The sequence below is a fragment of the Streptomyces californicus genome (genome assembly GCF_000717645.1).
GTDB lineage: Bacteria > Actinomycetota > Actinomycetes > Streptomycetales > Streptomycetaceae > Streptomyces > Streptomyces californicus.
In genome coordinates this window covers 542,568-558,035 of sequence record NZ_JNZZ01000002.1, presented here as the reverse complement: position 1 = coordinate 558,035, position 15,468 = coordinate 542,568, and the positions used below count along the sequence as shown (strand labels likewise).

At 73.2% G+C, this 15,468-nt stretch carries 12 protein-coding genes and 1 pseudogene; 7 read left to right on the top strand and 6 right to left on the bottom strand.

Annotated elements, in window-relative coordinates; genetic code table 11:
- The first annotated feature begins 123 nt into the window (after positions 1-123).
- From egtA to egtD, 4 genes are read left to right on the top strand one after another with little or no spacing between them, the layout of a single operon-like run.
- The gene (egtA, locus tag IF19_RS0104935; protein WP_078580459.1) at positions 124-1,581 is read left to right on the top strand and encodes an ergothioneine biosynthesis glutamate--cysteine ligase EgtA; all 1,458 of its coding nucleotides are present in this window, start codon (positions 124-126) and stop codon (positions 1,579-1,581) included.
- Positions 1,578-2,999 (top strand): ergothioneine biosynthesis protein EgtB, encoded by a 1,422-nt coding sequence (gene egtB, locus IF19_RS0104930; RefSeq protein ID WP_030116059.1) that lies wholly within the window; start codon positions 1,578-1,580, stop codon positions 2,997-2,999. Before egtA ends, egtB begins: the two co-directional genes overlap by 4 nt.
- On the top strand, positions 2,999-3,754 hold the full coding sequence (egtC, locus tag IF19_RS0104925; RefSeq protein WP_030277961.1) for an ergothioneine biosynthesis protein EgtC: 756 nt from the start codon (positions 2,999-3,001) through the stop codon (positions 3,752-3,754). The genes egtB and egtC overlap by 1 nt, the downstream gene beginning before the upstream one ends.
- Entirely contained in the window at positions 3,751-4,713 is a 963-nt protein-coding gene (egtD, locus tag IF19_RS0104920) for an L-histidine N(alpha)-methyltransferase (protein ID WP_030116056.1), read from the top strand. The genes egtC and egtD overlap by 4 nt, the downstream gene beginning before the upstream one ends.
- Here egtD and IF19_RS1000000135870 read toward each other — a convergent pair.
- The 3 genes and pseudogenes from IF19_RS1000000135870 to IF19_RS0104900 form a co-directional block, all read right to left on the bottom strand.
- Positions 4,656-5,536, bottom strand: a pseudogene (locus tag IF19_RS1000000135870) (lysophospholipid acyltransferase family protein). The gene egtD and the pseudogene IF19_RS1000000135870 sit on opposite strands and share 58 nt — an antisense overlap.
- Positions 5,533-6,357 carry a GNAT family N-acetyltransferase gene (locus tag IF19_RS0104905; RefSeq protein ID WP_030277959.1) on the bottom strand — a complete coding sequence of 275 codons (825 nt, stop codon included), beginning with the start codon at positions 6,355-6,357 and terminating at the stop codon, positions 5,533-5,535. Before IF19_RS0104905 ends, IF19_RS1000000135870 begins: the two are co-directional and overlap by 4 nt.
- Positions 6,358-6,677: 320 nt before the next feature.
- On the bottom strand, positions 6,678-7,937 hold the full coding sequence (locus IF19_RS0104900) for an extracellular solute-binding protein (protein WP_030116053.1): 1,260 nt from the start codon (positions 7,935-7,937) through the stop codon (positions 6,678-6,680).
- Positions 7,938-8,142: 205 nt separating this feature from the next.
- Here IF19_RS0104900 and IF19_RS0104895 point away from each other — a divergent pair, with 205 nt between their 5' ends.
- On the top strand, positions 8,143-8,358 hold the full coding sequence (locus tag IF19_RS0104895) for a dodecin (protein ID WP_030116052.1): 216 nt from the start codon (positions 8,143-8,145) through the stop codon (positions 8,356-8,358).
- Between the two features lie 20 nt (positions 8,359-8,378).
- Here the strand turns inward: IF19_RS0104895 and IF19_RS0104890 are convergent, their stop codons facing one another.
- Complete coding sequence (locus tag IF19_RS0104890; protein WP_030116051.1) at positions 8,379-8,867, bottom strand: phosphatase domain-containing protein; 489 nt, start codon at positions 8,865-8,867, stop codon at positions 8,379-8,381.
- 158 nt (positions 8,868-9,025) lie between these two features.
- Between IF19_RS0104890 and IF19_RS0104885 the strand changes: the two genes are divergently transcribed.
- Both IF19_RS0104885 and uvrA read left to right on the top strand, forming a co-directional pair.
- Positions 9,026-10,078 carry an MsnO8 family LLM class oxidoreductase gene (locus IF19_RS0104885; protein ID WP_418952759.1) on the top strand — a complete coding sequence of 351 codons (1,053 nt, stop codon included), beginning with the start codon at positions 9,026-9,028 and terminating at the stop codon, positions 10,076-10,078.
- 105 nt (positions 10,079-10,183) lie between these two features.
- Positions 10,184-12,601 carry an excinuclease ABC subunit UvrA gene (uvrA, locus tag IF19_RS0104880; protein ID WP_030116049.1) on the top strand — a complete coding sequence of 806 codons (2,418 nt, stop codon included), beginning with the start codon at positions 10,184-10,186 and terminating at the stop codon, positions 12,599-12,601.
- A gap of 173 nt (positions 12,602-12,774) precedes the next feature.
- Here uvrA and IF19_RS0104875 read toward each other — a convergent pair whose 3' ends face one another.
- Both IF19_RS0104875 and IF19_RS0104870 read right to left on the bottom strand, forming a co-directional pair.
- Positions 12,775-13,521 carry a succinate dehydrogenase/fumarate reductase iron-sulfur subunit gene (locus tag IF19_RS0104875; RefSeq protein ID WP_030116048.1) on the bottom strand — a complete coding sequence of 249 codons (747 nt, stop codon included), beginning with the start codon at positions 13,519-13,521 and terminating at the stop codon, positions 12,775-12,777.
- A complete protein-coding gene (locus IF19_RS0104870) occupies positions 13,518-15,467 on the bottom strand; it encodes a fumarate reductase/succinate dehydrogenase flavoprotein subunit (RefSeq protein WP_030116047.1) in 1,950 nt (649 codons plus the stop codon). Before IF19_RS0104870 ends, IF19_RS0104875 begins: the two co-directional genes overlap by 4 nt.
- Between the last annotated feature and the right edge of the window lies 1 nt (position 15,468).

Genomic DNA, 15,468 nt, shown 5'->3' with positions numbered 1-15,468 from the left:
ACGGGGCATGGTCCGGGGGAACCCGGCCTGGGCGCAACCGGGTTTTCGTGGCTCGGGGGCGCCCTTGTGCGATCTCCGGGTACGGGTTTCGCTGGTAGGTACGCAGCTGCGAAGGAGGCCCCGATGGCCCTGGACCACCCCGGCGCGACCGGCTCGCGCCCGGACGACGTCCCCCTCGACGAGAGCGGTGCCGAGGAGTTACTGCGCGGCATATGTTTCAAGACGGGTCCCCCGCGAAAGGTCGGGGTGGAACTCGAATGGCTCATCCACGACCGGGAACATCCCGACCGCCCGGTCGCGCGGGAGCGGCTGGACGGTGCGGTCGAGGCGGTGCGGGCGCTGCCGCTGAGCGCGGCGGTGACGCTGGAGCCCGGCGGGCAGCTGGAGCTCAGTTCGCAGCCGGCCGGCTCGCTCATGGAGTGCGTCGGGACCACCGCCGCCGATCTCGCGGCGGTCCGGGCCTCCCTCGGCGCGGCCGGGCTGGCGCCGGTCGGGCTCGGGGTGGACCCGTGGCGGCGCCCGCGCCGGGTGCTGCGGGAGCCGCGCTACGACGCGATGGAGGCCGCGCTGGACCGCGTGGGCCCCGCCGGGCGCGCGATGATGTGCACCTCCGCGTCGATCCAGGTCTGCCTGGACGCGGGCGAGGAGGAGCCGGGCCCGCTGGGGCTCGGGCGGCGCTGGCAGCTCGTGCACCTGCTGGGCGCGGTGCTGGTGGCGGCGTTCGCGAACTCGCCGTACCGGGGTGGCCGCCGGACCGGGTGGCGCTCCACCCGGCAGTCGCTGTGGGCGAACCTCGACCCGGGCCGTACGCTCGCGCCGCGCCCCGGGCGTCCGCCCCGTGAGGCGTGGGCCGCGCATGTCCTGGACGCACCCGTGCTGTGCGTCCGGTGCGACGAGGGCCCGTGGGAGGTCCCCGAGGGGCTCACTTTCCGCCGGTGGATCCGTACCGGGTCGCCCCGGCCGCCGACGCGGGCCGATCTCGACTACCACCTCACCACGCTGTTCCCGCCGGTGCGGCCGCGCGGCCATCTCGAACTGCGCATGATCGACGCGCAGCGCGGGCCGGACGGCTGGGTGGTGCCGCTCGCGGTCGCCACCGCCCTGTTCGACGACCCGGAGGCCGCCGAGGCGGTGTACCGGGCCGTGAAGCCGCTGGCGGAGACGGCGGGTTCGGCGGTGGCCCCGCTCAACCCGCTCTGGACGACGGCCGCCCGCGAGGGGCTGGCGGACCCGGAGCTGCGGGCGGCGGCCACCGCCTGCTTCGACGCCGTGCACCCGGCGCTGGAGCGGATGGGCGCGAGCGACGGCGTGCGCGGCACGGTGGCCGATTTCGCCGACCGCTATGTCGCCCGGGGCCGATGTCCGGCCGACGACCTGCCCGATCCGGACGCGCTGACCGATCCGGCGCTGCTGACCGAGCCGGGGCTGCTGGACGCTCCGGGCCTGCTCACCGGTCCGCTCCCGCCGGGCGCGCCCGGTGTGTCCCCTCATAGCTCCGGGCGGCCTCCGTACGGCCGCACGGGCGACGCCCCGGGGCCGCCGGCCCTCCCGCCGCACCCCGGAAAGGCGGCCTCCGCATGAACGAGCACGACGAGAACGCCGAGAACCGCACCGGCGCCGGGCGCCGCGAGCGTTCCGACGGTTACGATCCGGAGCACTCCGCCGCGTCGGCCGGTTTCCCGGTCGCGGCGGACGTCGATCCGGAGGCCCTGCGGCGAAGGGCCCTCGACGCCCTGGTCGCCGCGCGGGACCGCACCGCGCTGCTCACCGACAGTGTGGACGACGGCGAACTGACCGCTCAGCACTCGCCGTTGATGTCGCCGCTGGTCTGGGACCTGGCGCACATCGGCAACCAGGAGGAGCAGTGGCTGCTCCGCGCCGTGGGCGGCCGGGAGGCGCTGCGTCCGGAGATCGACGGCCTGTACAACGCCTTCGAGCACTCGCGCGCCTCACGCCCCTCGCTGCCGTTGCTGGACCCCGCCGAGGCCCGGACGTACGCCTCGGACGTACGGGGCCGGGCGCTGGATCTCCTGGAGGCCGCCCCGCTGCACGGGGGCGGACGGCCGCTGGAGCGGGCCGGGTTCGCCTTCGGGATGATCGCCCAGCACGAACAGCAGCACGACGAGACCATGCTGATCACGCATCAGCTCCGGTCGGGGCCGGCCGCGCTCACCGCTCCCCCGCCGCCCGCGCCCGCCGGCGACGAGACCCTGCCCGTCGAAGTCCTCGTTCCCGGCGGCCCGTTCACGATGGGCACCTCCGCCGAGCCATGGGCCCTGGACAACGAACGCCCCGCGCACGAACGCGAGGTGGCGGCCTTCCACCTGGACACCGCGCCGGTCACCTGTGGCGCGTACCTCCGTTTCGTCGAGGAGGGCGGCTACCGCGACGAACGCTGGTGGGCCCCCGAGGGCTGGGCCATGGTCCGCGAACACGCGCTGGAGGCACCGCTGTTCTGGCGGCGCGAGGCGGGCCAGTGGCTGCGCCGCCGGTTCGGGGTGACCGAACCGGTGCCGGACGACGAGCCGGTGCTGCACGTCAGCTGGTACGAGGCCGACGCGTACGCCCGCTGGGCGGGGCGGCGGCTGCCCACGGAGAGCGAGTGGGAGAAGGCCGCCCGGCACGACCCGGTCTCCGGGCGGTCCCGGCGCTACCCGTGGGGCGACGAGGACCCGACCCCGGCCCACGCCAATCTGGGCCAGCGCCATCTGCGTCCGGCGCGGTCGGGGGCGTATCCGCAGGGGCGCTCGCCCTCCGGCGCCGGGCAGTTGATCGGCGACGTGTGGGAGTGGACGTCCAGCGACTTCCTGCCCTACCCGGGGTTCGTGGCGTTCCCCTACCGGGAGTACTCGCAGGTGTTCTTCGGTCCGGGACACAAGGTGCTGCGCGGCGGTTCGTTCGCCGTCGACCGGGTCGCCTGCCGGGGCACCTTCCGCAACTGGGACCTGCCCGTGCGGCGGCAGATCTTCTCCGGCTTCCGTACCGCGCGGGACGCCTGATGTGCCGTCATATCGCCTACGTGGGCGAGCCGGTCACGCTCGGCGAGGTTCTCCTGCGCCCCGAGTACGCGTTGGTGCGGCAGTCGTGGGAGCCGCGCATGCAGCGCCACGGCACGGTCAACGCGGACGGTTTCGGGGTCGGCTGGTACGCGGACGGGGACCCCGAGCCGGGGCGCTACCGCCGGCGGGGTCCCGTCTGGGGGGACGAGACGTTCACCGATCTGGCCCGGGTGGTCCGCAGCCACGCTCTGCTCGCGGCCGTCCGGGACGCCACTGAGGCCGGCGCGGACGGGGAGGCGGCGGCCGCGCCGTACGCCGCGGGGCGGCTGCTGTTCAGCCACAACGGGGCGGTGAAGGGCTGGCCGGGGTCGCTCGCCGGTCCGGCCGCGGCGCTGCCCGCCGAGCGGCTCCTGTCGCTGGCCGCGCGCAACGACTCGGCGCTGATATGGGCGCTGGTCCGCCACCGCGCCGAGGCCGGGGACGACGTGCCGGAGGCCGTCGCGGAGACCGTCCGCGAGGTCGCGGCGGCCGCGCCCGGCTCCCGCCTCAACCTGCTCGTCACGGACGGCGCCACGATCACGGCGACCGCCTGGGGCGACACCCTCTGGTATCTCACGGTCCCGGGCCGCCGCACCGCCGTCGCCTCGGAGCCGTACGACGACGACCCGCTCTGGCACGAGGTCCCCGACCGCACCCTGCTGGTCGCGACCCGCACGGACGTCCTGCTCACCCCGCTCAAGGAGCCCACCGCGTGAGTCCTTTCCTGCTGACCCGCACCCTGCCGGAGGACGCGACGGGCGCGGCGCTGCGCGCCGACGTCCTCACCGGCCTGACCCGGCACCCCAAGTCGCTGCCGCCGAAGTGGTTCTACGACGCCCGCGGCAGCGAGCTGTTCGAGGAGATCACCCGGCTTCCCGAGTACTACCCGACCCGCGCGGAGCGGGAGATCCTGGAGTCCCGCGCCGCGGAGATCGCGGCGGCCTCGGGAGCCAGGACCGTCATCGAGCTGGGTTCGGGCTCCTCGGAGAAGACCCGCCATCTGCTGGACGCGCTCCCCGAGTTGCACAGCTACGTCCCCGTGGACGTGAGCGAGAGCGCCCTGACCGGGGCGGCCGAGTCGCTGCTCGCCGAGCGTCCCGGACTGTCCGTCCACGCGCTGATCGCCGACTTCACCGGCGGTCTGGCCCTGCCGGGGACGCCGGGGCCCCGGCTGGTGGTCTTCCTCGGCGGCACGATCGGCAATCTGCTGCCGGAGGAGCGGGCGGCGTTCCTGCGGTCGGTGCGCGCCCTGCTCTCCCCCGGCGACGCGCTGCTTCTGGGCACGGATCTGGTGAAGGACGAGGACACGCTGGTGGCCGCGTACGACGACGCGGCCGGGGTGACGGCGGCGTTCAACAAGAACGTGCTGAGCGTCGTCAACCGGGAGCTGGGAGCCGATTTCGCGCTCGGCGACTTCGACCACCGCGCGGTGTGGAATCCGGAGGACCGGTGGATCGAGATGCGGTTGCGGGCCCGGCGCGCGCTGACCGTCAAGATCCGGGAGCTGGACCTCGTGGTGCCGTTCGAGGCCGGTGAGGAACTGCGTACGGAGGTGTCGGCGAAGTTCCGGCGGGAGGACGTCCGCGCGGAGCTGGAGGCCGCCGGTATGCGGCCGGCTCAGTGGTGGACGGACGCGGCGGGCCGGTTCGCCCTCTCGCTGGCCACGGCGGTCTGACCGGGGCGGCGGGGCCGCCGGGTCCGAGGACGGCCGACCGTGCCCTGCGGGCCAGAGCACGGCGGTCGCTCTCCCCGGCCGCGGGGAGGGGCGGGAGGACGTCGAGGCGGGCGGTGAGCCCGGCCGCCCGCACCACCCGCCACAGGGAGGCGGCGAGCGGATCGGCGCCGACGAACGCGACGGCCCCGGCGGCCGGTCCCGGGGCGTGCGGTCCGGCGCGGTAGCCGATGCGGACCGGCCGGACGGTCGCGCCGGCGTCGATCGCCGCCTGGAACACGGCGGGCCGGAAGGTGCCGCCGGCCCGGCCGCACCAGGTACTGCCCTCGGGGAAGACCACGACCCGGGAGCCCGAGCGCAGAGCGGCGGCGATGTCCCGTACGGCATCGGGCAGGGCGCGGAGCCGGTCGCGGTCGATGAACAGGGTGCCGCCGAGCGCGGCGAGCGGGCCGAGCAGGGGCCAGTGCCGGATCTCGCTCTTGGCGACCGTCCGGCCGGGCAGCACCGAGGCGATCAGCGGAATGTCGAGCCAGGAGACGTGGTTGGCGACGACGAGTTCACCGCCGGCGACCGGGGCCGCCCCGTGACGCCCGACCGTGACGCGTACGCCGAAGGCCCGTACGACCGCGCGCGCCCACCGTTGGGTCAGCCGGGTACGCGGACCGGTCCCGAGCAGGCGGACCGGGGGGAGGCACGCGACCCCGAGCAGGACCAGCCCGCATCCGGCCAGCAGCCGCAGTGCGGCGGGCAGCGGGGCGCGCACCGCCCCGGTGTGCCGGGCGCAGTCCTGCGGGGTGCACGGGGCGGCGGGCAGCCACACGCTCATCGCAGCGGGGCCAGGGAGAGGAAGTGGCGCAGGTAGCGCGGGTCCGTGCGGCGCATCGAGAGCAGGATGTAGAGGTCGGCGACGTTGAAGTCGGGGTCGTACGCCGGGGCCCCGCAGACCTGGGCGCCGAGCCGGAGGTAGCCGCGCAGCAGGGGCGGGAGGTCGGCCCGGGAGCCGGTCTCCGTACCGTGCGCGGAGGAGTCCCACAGGCGGTGCGGGGTGACCCAGTGCTCCGGGGGCGCGAGGTGGGACGCCCGTACGGTGTTCCAGCTGCGGGCGGCCGAGGCGCCGCCGTCGGCCAGCGGCAGGGAGCAGCAGCCGGCGAGCCAGGTGTGGCCGGTGCGTTCCATGTAGCGGGCGAGCCCCGCCCAGATCAGGGCGATGACCGCGCCGTCGCGGTGCGCGGGGTGGACGCAGGAGCGGCCGACCTCGACGAGGTCGTCGCGGATGGGGGCGAGCCGGCTCAGATCGAATTCGCTCTCCGCGTAGAGGCGGCCGGCCGCCCGGGCCCGGTCCGGCGGGAGCAGCCGGTAGGTGGCCACGACCTCGCCGGTGGCGGACTCCCGGACCAGGAGGTGGTCGCAGTAGGCGTCGAACGCGTCGCCGTCCAGGCCGGGTTCGGGCCCGTCCAGTCGGGCGCCGAGTTCTCCGGCGAAGACGAGGTGGCGCAGGCGCTGGGCCGCGCGCACCTCCTCCCGGCCGGTGGCGAGGGAGACCCGGTAGGCGGGTTCCGGGGCGACGGCGGTCGCCGAGGGCGAGGACGGTGCGGGGGCGGGGACGCGCGAGGGAGCCGGGATCGGGGCGACGGGCAGCACGGTCATGGCGGTCTCCGATGACGGAAGCGGTCGGGGGCCGGGCCGTCGCGGGCGCGACGTTCCGACCCCTCACTTCTTCCGTCATCGGCTTGATTCGACGTGACCGCTGCGGGGAGCGCGGATGTGCGAAGGCTGAATCCCCGGAACTCGGGCCGTGGTGGGGCGCGTCCGCGAGCCGACGCCCGGGGAGGCGCGCGTCCGCGAGCCAGCCGGGGCGGGGGGTGCGCGGCGGGCAAACGGGCGGTGCGTGGCAGGCGGTGCGCCGCAGGCGGGCGGTGCGTGGCGGGTCGGCCGTGCGACGCGTTCCGGGCTTCGCGCGTTCCGGATCAGCCGCCGGTGCCGGTGAGCAGTGCGGTGATGCGCTCGGAGGCGGCCTTGGCCTCCTCGGCCGGGTCGCCGCCCTCCAGCACGGCCGTCATGTACGGCTTGATCGGGTTGTCCGCCTCGACCCTGGCCCAGTGGGACGAGTTGGGGGTGGCACGGCCCCGGGTGGCGCCCTCCGCCATCGCCGCGGTGCCCTCCTCGCCCTCGATGACATGGGCGAGGTTCGCCTTGTTGGGGACGTAGCTCATGCTGCGGGCCAGCTCGGTCTGCCACTTCTCGCTCGCCAGCGCCTTGACGACGGCGATGCCCTCGCTGCGCTGGTCGGCGTTCTTCGGGACGATCAGGTCGGAGCCGCCGGTGAACACCGATCCGGGGGCCTTGGACGTCTTTCCGGGGATGGGGAAGTAGCCGAGCTTTCCCTTGAGTTCGGGATTCTTCTGCTCGATGAGCGCGGCGCTTCCCGGCACCGAGATGATCTGGGCGACATCGCCCTTGGCGAACACGTCGGTCTGCGGGGGCTTTTCCTCGTCGGCGTCGGTCGGGCCGTCGCCGAGCGCCTGGAGCTTCTGGTAGAACTCCATGCCCGCCAGGGCCTCGGGGGTGTCCAGCGCACCCTGCCAGTCGCCGCCGTTCTCGTCGGCGAGTTCGCCGCCCTCGTCCCAGATGAATCCGGCGAGCACGTACCAGTTCTGTCCGGCCAGGTATATGCCCTGGTTCCCGCGGCTGTTGAGCTTCTCGGTGTCGGCGATCCACTGGGCCCGCGTCTTCGGTACGGAGTCGATGCCCGCCTTCTCGAAGACGTCCTTGTTGTAGATCACCACGCGGTTGGCCGCGTACCAGGGGATGCCGTACTGCACGCCGTTGATGCTGCCGGGCTGGGCCAGGCCGGGAAGCCAGTCGTCGCTGCCGAGGTCGCGCATCGACTCCAGGGTCAGATCGCGCAGACCGCCGCTCTCCGCGTACTGGGCGACCTGGGTGTTCCCCACCTCGATCACGTCGGGGGCGTCCTCGCCCTCCAGCGCGGAGGTGATCTTGGGGCCGATGCCGCTCCACTCCTGGATCTTGAACTCCAGGTCGATCGAGGGATTCTCCTCCTCGTACGAGCGGGTGAACTTGTCGAGGAAGCCCGGCGAGACGCTGTCCTTCATCAGCCAGACCGTCACCGTACGGCCGCCGCTGCCCGAGTCCGATATGTAGCCGCATCCGCCGAGCGCGACGGACGAGACGAGCGCGATGGCTCCGGCCAGGATGCGGTTCTTCACGTGGTCACACCTTCTGCGAAACGGCACAACGGAATCACGACCCGATGTGGGGGGATTGCGGGCGTCGCTCGCACGGGTGGTTGGCCGAATTTTGGTATGGACCATTCGGGAGGTCAAGGCGTTCGCCCGCGCCGATCCCCGCGGTCTCCGATCTCGCGGGACTCCTCGAATTGATGCACCGTGGTCACAGGAGAGGAGATAAACCATGGCGAACCACACCTATCGGGTCACCGAGATCGTAGGAACCTCCCAGGAGGGCATCGACGAGGCGATCCGGAACGGCGTCGCAAGAGCCGCGGAAACGTTGCACAATCTCGATTGGTTCGAAATCAACCAAGTCCGCGGGCATATCGAGGATGGCCGAATCGCGCACTATCAGGTCGGCCTGAAGGTGGGCTTCCGACTCGACGAGAACGCCTGATCGCCGCCGGAAGAACCTGATCAGGTGCGTCCCTCGCGCTCCTGGGCATCCTTCAGCGCGGCCGACGGATCGGCCCAACGGGCCCGTACCACAGTGAATCCGGCCACTTCGGCCGCGTCACAGACGAGTTCGTCGTCGTCCACGAGCACGCGCACCGGGCGCGACCGCCCCAACCGCTTCAGAACGTCCAGCTTCGTCCGGCGTGCGGGGCGCCGGTCGTCGTTGCGCCGCATGAGCAGTTCGCCCTGCGGAAGCCCCTGCCGGTCGAGCCAGCGCACGGTGTCGCGGCGGCACCGCTCGGGCCGCCCGGTGAGATAGACGATGCGGCACTCCTCGGCGCTCGCGAGCACCATCCGGACGCCCTCCGCGAGCGGCGGGTCGTCCGGGGCCGCGGCGAAGAACCCGGCCCAGTCCCGCCGGGGGCCCTCCAGGAAGTGCTGCCGGTGGGCGGTGTCCGCGAGCGTGCCGTCCAGGTCGAATACGGCCAGCGGCCGTGTGTCGTCGTTCACTCCCCCAGCTTAGGAAGGCCGCCGGCGGAAGGCACCGGCTCGGGAAGGCCGCCGGTGGAAGACGCCCGCCCGGCTCCGGAGGGCTGACGGCCGGAGCCGTCGCGCGGGGCCCCCGCCGTGTGCGGGAATCCTGGGCGGGCGGCGGTGTTGAAGAGAGCGTGAGCTCTGTGATCGCCTCGACCCGATTCTCCGTCCTGGACCGCTCGCGCACCCGTGAGGGGCAGGACGCCTCCGAAGCGCTGCTCGCCACCGTGGAGCTGGCCCGGGAGGCGGAGGCGCTCGGCTTCCACCGCTTCTGGGTCTCCGAGCACCACGGGGTCCCGGGGGTCGCGGGATCCGCCCCGACCGTACTGGCCGCCGCCGTCGCCTCGGCGACCTCGGCCATCCGGGTCGGCACCGGCGGGGTGATGCTGCCCAACCACCGGCCGCTGGTGGTCGCCGAGCAGTTCGGGGTGCTCGCCTCTCTGTTCCCCGGCCGGATCGACATGGGCCTCGGCCGCTCCGTGGGGTTCACCGACGGGGTCCGCCGGGCGCTCGGCCACGGCAAGGAGGACGCCGAGGACTTCCCCGGGCGCCTGGAGGAACTCCTCGGCTGGATCGACGGCACCCAGAAGGCCCACCCCGGGGTGCGCGCCCGCCCGGCGGAGGGCCTGGACATCCCCGCGTACGTCCTGGCGGTCGGGGAGGGCGCGTCGGTCGCCGCAGCCGCCGGGCTGCCCCTGGTCATCGGCGATCTGCGCGGCCGGGAGAAGGTCCTGCGCGCCATCGAGGTCTACCGCCGCGACTTCCGCCCCTCCGCCCGCGCCGAGCGGCCCGAGGTGATCGTCGCGGGCACGGTGGCGGTCGCGGAGACCGAGGAGGCGGCCCGCCGGCTGCTCGTACCGGAGGCGTGGGCCATGGCGTACGCCCGGACGCGCGGGGAGTTCCCGCCGCTGGCGTCGGCCGGCCGCGTCGAGGCCCTCACCATGACGGCCAAGGAGCGGACGCTGTACGAGCGGGGGCTCGACGGGCACATCCACGGCACCGAGGAGCAGGTGGCCGCGCTGTTGGAGCGGGCGATCGAGGAGACCGGCGCCGACGAGGTGCTGGTCACCACCAGTACGTACGACCGTGAGGCCCTGGTGGGCTCGCTGCGCGGCCTCGCCCGGATCGCCCGCCTGCCGGACCGTACCGGGTGCCCCGCGGCGCTCCACAGCGGCGGCGCCCGGTAGCGGCCCGGGCCGCGCTCCCCCAGGGCCGCGTGGCGCGCCGACGCCTAGAATCGAACTGTTTGTCCCTCCCGGCGCGATCCCCCCACCTGTACGGAGCCGAGCCCCATGCACTCCCCCCACGATCCGTACGTCCGGGTGCGCGGCGCCCGCGAGCACAACCTGAAGGACGTGCGGGTCGACATCCCACGCGACACGCTGACCGTCTTCACCGGCGTGTCGGGGTCCGGGAAGTCCTCCCTGGCCTTCGGGACCATCTACGCGGAGGCGCAGCGGCGGTACTTCGAGTCCGTCGCCCCGTACGCGAGGCGGCTCATCCACCAGGTGGGCGCGCCGGCCGTCGGGGAGATCACCGGGCTGCCGCCCGCCGTCTCGCTGGAGCAGCGGCGCTCGGCGCCGGGGTCCCGGTCGTCGGTGGGGACGGTGACCACCCTCTCCAACTCGCTGCGGATGCTCTTCTCCCGCGCGGGCGACTATCCGCCGGGGGCCGAGCGCCTGGATTCCGACTCGTTCTCGCCCAACACGGCGGTCGGGGCGTGTCCGGAGTGCCACGGACTGGGGCGGATCCACCGCACGGACGAGGGGCTGCTGGTGCCCGACCCCTCCCTGTCGATCCGGGAGGGGGCGATCGCCGCCTGGCCGGGCGCCTGGCAGGGCAAGAACCTGCGGGACGTCCTGGACGCGCTCGGGTACGACGTCGACCGGCCGTGGCGCGAGCTGGACGCGAAGGACCGGGAGTGGATCCTGTTCACCGACGAGCAGCCGGTGGTCACGGTGCATCCGGTGCGGGACGCGGGACGGATCCAACGCCCCTACCAGGGCACGTACATGAGCGCCCGGCACTATGTGCTGCACACCTTCGCCGACACGAAGAGCCGGTCCTTGCGGGCGAAGGCGGAACGCTTCCTCACCAGCGCCCCGTGCCCGGTCTGCGGGGGCAGCCGGCTGAGGCCGGAGGCGATGGCGGTGACGTTCGCTGGGCGGACCATCGCGGAGCTGGCCGGGTTGCCGCTGTCCGTACTGGCCGAGGTGCTGGAGGGGGCGGACGGCGAGGAGACGGCCCGGGTGCTGACGGCCGATCTGCTGGCGCGGATCGGGACGGTGACGGAGCTGGGGCTCGGCTATCTGAGTCTGGACCGCACGGCTCCGACGCTCTCCTCGGGCGAGCTGCAACGGCTGCGGATGGCCACGCAGCTGAGGTCGGGCCTGTTCGGTGTCGTCTACGTCCTGGACGAGCCGTCGGCCGGGCTGCACCCCGCGGACACGGAGGCGCTGCTCGGCGTGCTGGGGCGGCTCAAGGAGGCGGGGAACTCGGTGTTCGTGGTGGAGCACCAGATGGACGTGGTGCGGCGGGCGGACTGGCTGGTGGACGTGGGCCCGCTGGCCGGGGAGCACGGCGGGCGGGTGCTGCACAGCGGGCCGCCCGAGGGGCTGGCCGAGGTCCCGGAGTCGGCGACGCGCCGCTTCCTGTTCCCCGAGGCCGGCCCCGGCGCCGCACCGGTACGGGAGAAGCGGGCGCCGTCCGGATGGATCCGGCTCACCGGGGTGGAGCGGCACAACGTGCGGGGCGTCGACGCGGCGTTCCCGCTCGGGGTGTTCACGGCGGTGACCGGAGTCTCCGGTTCGGGAAAGTCCACGCTGGTGGGCCAGGTGCTCGCCGGGGCGCTGGCGGACCGGGAGGCGGGCGAGGAGCCGGTGGCGGGTGACCGGTACTGCGCGACGGCCACCGGGCTGGAGGCGGTGGACCGGCTCGTGCAGGTGGACCAGAAGCCCATCGGGCGGACGCCCCGCTCCAATCTGGCCACGTACACCGGCCTGTTCGACACGGTGCGCAAGCTGTTCGCGCGGACGGAGAAGGCCCGGGGGCGGGGGTACGGCGCGGGGCGGTTCTCGTTCAACGTGAGCGGTGGGCGGTGCGAGACCTGCCAGGGCGAGGGGTTCGTCTCGGTGGAGCTGCTGTTCCTGCCCAGTACGTACGCGCCGTGCCCGGACTGCCACGGCGCGCGCTACAACCCGGAGACCCTGGAGGTCACCCTGGAGGGTCTGACGATCGCCCAGGTCCTCGATCTGACCGTGGAGTCGGCGGCGGAGTTCTTCTCCGGCACGCCGGCCGCCGAGCGCCCGCTGCGGACCCTGCTGGACGTGGGGCTCGGCTATCTGCGGCTCGGACAGCCCGCCACGGAGCTGTCGGGCGGCGAGGCGCAGCGGATCAAGTTGGCGGCCGAGCTCCAGCGCACCCGGCGCGGTCACACGCTGTATCTGCTGGACGAGCCGACGACGGGGCTGCATCCGGCCGATGTCGAGGTGCTGATGCGGCAGTTGCACGCGCTGGTCGACGCCGGGAACACCGTGGTGGTCGTGGAGCACGACATGGCGGTGGTGGCGGGCGCCGACCACGTCGTGGACATGGGGCCGGAGGGCGGGGACCGGGGCGGCCGGATCGTCGCGGCCGGAACGCCCGAGGAGGTGGCCAAGTCGGCCGGAAGCCGTACGGCGCCGTACCTCGCGAAGGCGCTGCGCCGCTGACGGGGCGGCGTCCCCCCGACCTGAGCTGCCGGGGAGACGCCGCCCGGGACCGGCCGCGCCGGGGAACGCCCCCGTGCCGGCGGACGGCCAGGGGCGTCACCCGCGCCGACGGACGACCGGGGATGCCCCCGGGCCCGCGGGCGGCCGGGACGTCACCCGGGTCGGTCACCTCCTCAGCGGCGGACCTTGCGGGTCGCCCGCAGCCACTCCTTGTTCATCGCGGCGATCGACGGCAGCGGGATGCCCTTGGGGCAGGCCGTGGCGCACTCGCCGGTCAGGGTGCAGCCGCCGAACCCCTCCTCGTCCATCTGGGCCACCATGTCCAGGACGCGGGTCTCGCGCTCGGGTGCGCCCTGCGGAAGGACGTTCAGGTGGTTGACCTTGGCCGAGGTGAAGAGCATGGCCGAGCCGTTGGGGCAGGCGGCGACGCAGGATCCGCAGCCGATGCACTCGGCGTGCTCGAAGGCGAAGTCGGCGTCCGGCTTGGGCACCGGGGTGGCGTGGGCGTCCGGGGCGGTGCCGGTGGGAGCGGAGATGTAGCCGCCGGACTGGATGATGCGGTCGAACGAGGAGCGGTCCACGACCAGGTCCTTGATGACCGGGAAGGCGGAGGCCCGCCAGGGCTCGATGTCGATCGTGTCGCCGTCTGCGAACGACCGCATGTGGAGCTGGCACGTGGTGGTGCGCTCCGGGCCGTGGGCGTCGCCGTTGATGACGAGGCTGCACGCGCCGCAGATGCCCTCGCGGCAGTCGTGGTCGAAGGCGACGGGTTCCTCCCCGGCGAGGGTGAGTTCCTCGTTGAGGGTGTCGAGCATCTCCAGGAACGACATGTCGGCGGAGATGCCGTCGACTTCGTAGGTGGCCATGGCGCCGGGCTCTTCGGCGTTGCGCTGACGCCAGACGCGCAGGGTGAGCTTCATGCGTAGCTCCGCTGGGTGGGGTGGACGTACTCGAAGACGAGGTCTTCCTTGTGCAGGACGGGGGCGTCGCCGGTGGCGGTGAACTCCCAGGCGGCGGCGTAGGAGAACTCCTCGTCGCGGCGTTCGGCCTCGCCGTCCGGGGTCTGGGACTCCTCGCGGAAGTGGCCGCCGCAGGATTCGGCGCGGTGGAGGGCGTCGAGGCACATCAGCTCGGCGAGCTCCAGATAGTCGACGATGCGGTTCGCCTTCTCCAGCGACTGGTTGAACTGTTCGCCGGTGCCGGGGACCTTGATCCGGCGCCAGAACTCCTCGCGGATCTCGGGGATCTTGGCGAGCGCCTTGCGCAGGCCGTCCTCGGTGCGGGCCATCCCGCAGTACTCCCACATGAGTTCACCGATCTCGCGGTGGAAGGAGTCGGGGGTGCGGTCGCCGTCGACGGAGAGCAGCAGGTTGATCCGGTCCTCGGTCTCCGCCACCGCCTCGGCGACGGCGGGGTGTTCGGCGCCGACGTGCTCGGTGTGGGGGTTGCGGGCGAGGTAGTCGTTGATGGTGGAGGGCAGGACGAAGTAGCCGTCGGCGAGGCCCTGCATCAGGGCGGAGGCGCCGAGCCGGTTGGCCCCGTGGTCGGAGAAGTTGGCCTCGCCGATGGCGAAGAGGCCGGGAACGGTGGTCTGGAGGTCGTAGTCGACCCAGAGGCCGCCCATCGTGTAGTGCACGGCGGGGTAGATCCGCATGGGGACCGTGTAGGGGTCCTCGTCGGTGATCCGCTGGTACATGTCGAAGAGGTTGCCGTACTTCGCCTCCACCGCCTTGCGGCCCATCCGCTGGATGGCCTCGGCGAAGTCGAGGTAGACGCCCTGCCCGCCGGGGCCTACCCCGCGCCCCTCGTCGCAGACGTTCTTGGCCGCGCGGGAGGCGATGTCGCGGGGCACCAGGTTGCCGAAGGCGGGGTAGACGCGCTCCAGGTAGTAGTCGCGCTCGTCCTCGGGGATCTCGTCGGCCGGGCGGGTGTCGCCCTTGGCCTTGGGGACCCAGATGCGGCCGTCGTTGCGCAGCGACTCGCTCATCAGCGTCAGCTTGGACTGGTGGTCGCCGGTGCGCGGGATGCAGGTGGGGTGGATCTGGGTGAAGCAGGGGTTGGCGAGGTACGCGCCGCGCCGGTGGGCCCGCCAGATCGCGGTGGCGTTGGAGTTCATGGCGTTGGTCGACAAGTAGAAGACGTTGCCGTAGCCGCCGGTGGCCAGGACGACCGCGTCGGCGAAGTAGGTGTCGATCTTCCCGGTGACCAGGTCGCGGGCGACGATGCCGCGCGCCTTTCCGTCGACCACGATCAGGTCCAGCATCTCGGTGCGGGCGTGGAGTTCGACGCCGCCCGTGGCGATCTGCCGGGAGAGCGCCTGGTACGCGCCGAGGAGGAGCTGCTGTCCGGTCTGGCCGCGTGCGTAGAACGTACGGGAGACCTGGACGCCGCCGAAGGAGCGGTTGTCGAGGAGGCCGCCGTACTCGCGGGCGAAGGGCACGCCCTGGGCGACGCACTGGTCGATGATCTCGACGGAGATCTGGGCGAGCCGGTGGACGTTGGACTCCCGGGCGCGGAAGTCGCCGCCCTTGACGGTGTCGTAGAACAGCCGGTGGATGGAGTCGCCGTCGTTGCGGTAGTTCTTGGCGGCGTTGATGCCGCCCTGGGCGGCGACCGAGTGGGCGCGGCGGGGCGAGTCCTGGAAGCAGAACTGGACGACGTGGTAGCCCTGTTCGGCGAGGGTGGCCCCGGCGGCTCCGCCGGCCAGCCCGGTGCCGACGACGATGACGGTGTGTTTGCGCCGATTGGCGGGGTTCACGAGTTTCGCTTGGAAGCGGCGGGTGTCCCAGCGTTCGTTGACGGGCCCGTCGGGGGCCTTCGTGTCGATCACGGGCTCGCCCGTGGCGTACTGCGTGTAGTCGGGCATG

Excerpts from the sequence above, each read along its gene's own strand:
- egtA (WP_078580459.1), top strand. The coding sequence starts at position 124 with ATGGCCCTGGACCACCCCGGCGCGACCGGCTCGCGCCCGGACGACGTC.
- egtB (WP_030116059.1), top strand. The coding sequence starts at position 1,578 with ATGAACGAGCACGACGAGAACGCCGAGAACCGCACCGGCGCCGGGCGC.
- egtC (WP_030277961.1), top strand. The coding sequence starts at position 2,999 with ATGTGCCGTCATATCGCCTACGTGGGCGAGCCGGTCACGCTCGGCGAG.
- IF19_RS0104905 (WP_030277959.1), bottom strand. The coding sequence starts at position 6,357 with ATGACCGTGCTGCCCGTCGCCCCGATCCCGGCTCCCTCGCGCGTCCCC.
- IF19_RS0104895 (WP_030116052.1), top strand. The coding sequence starts at position 8,143 with ATGGCGAACCACACCTATCGGGTCACCGAGATCGTAGGAACCTCCCAG.
- uvrA (WP_030116049.1), top strand. The coding sequence starts at position 10,184 with ATGCACTCCCCCCACGATCCGTACGTCCGGGTGCGCGGCGCCCGCGAG.
- IF19_RS0104875 (WP_030116048.1), bottom strand. The coding sequence starts at position 13,521 with ATGAAGCTCACCCTGCGCGTCTGGCGTCAGCGCAACGCCGAAGAGCCC.
- IF19_RS0104870 (WP_030116047.1), bottom strand. The coding sequence starts at position 15,467 with ATGCCCGACTACACGCAGTACGCCACGGGCGAGCCCGTGATCGACACG.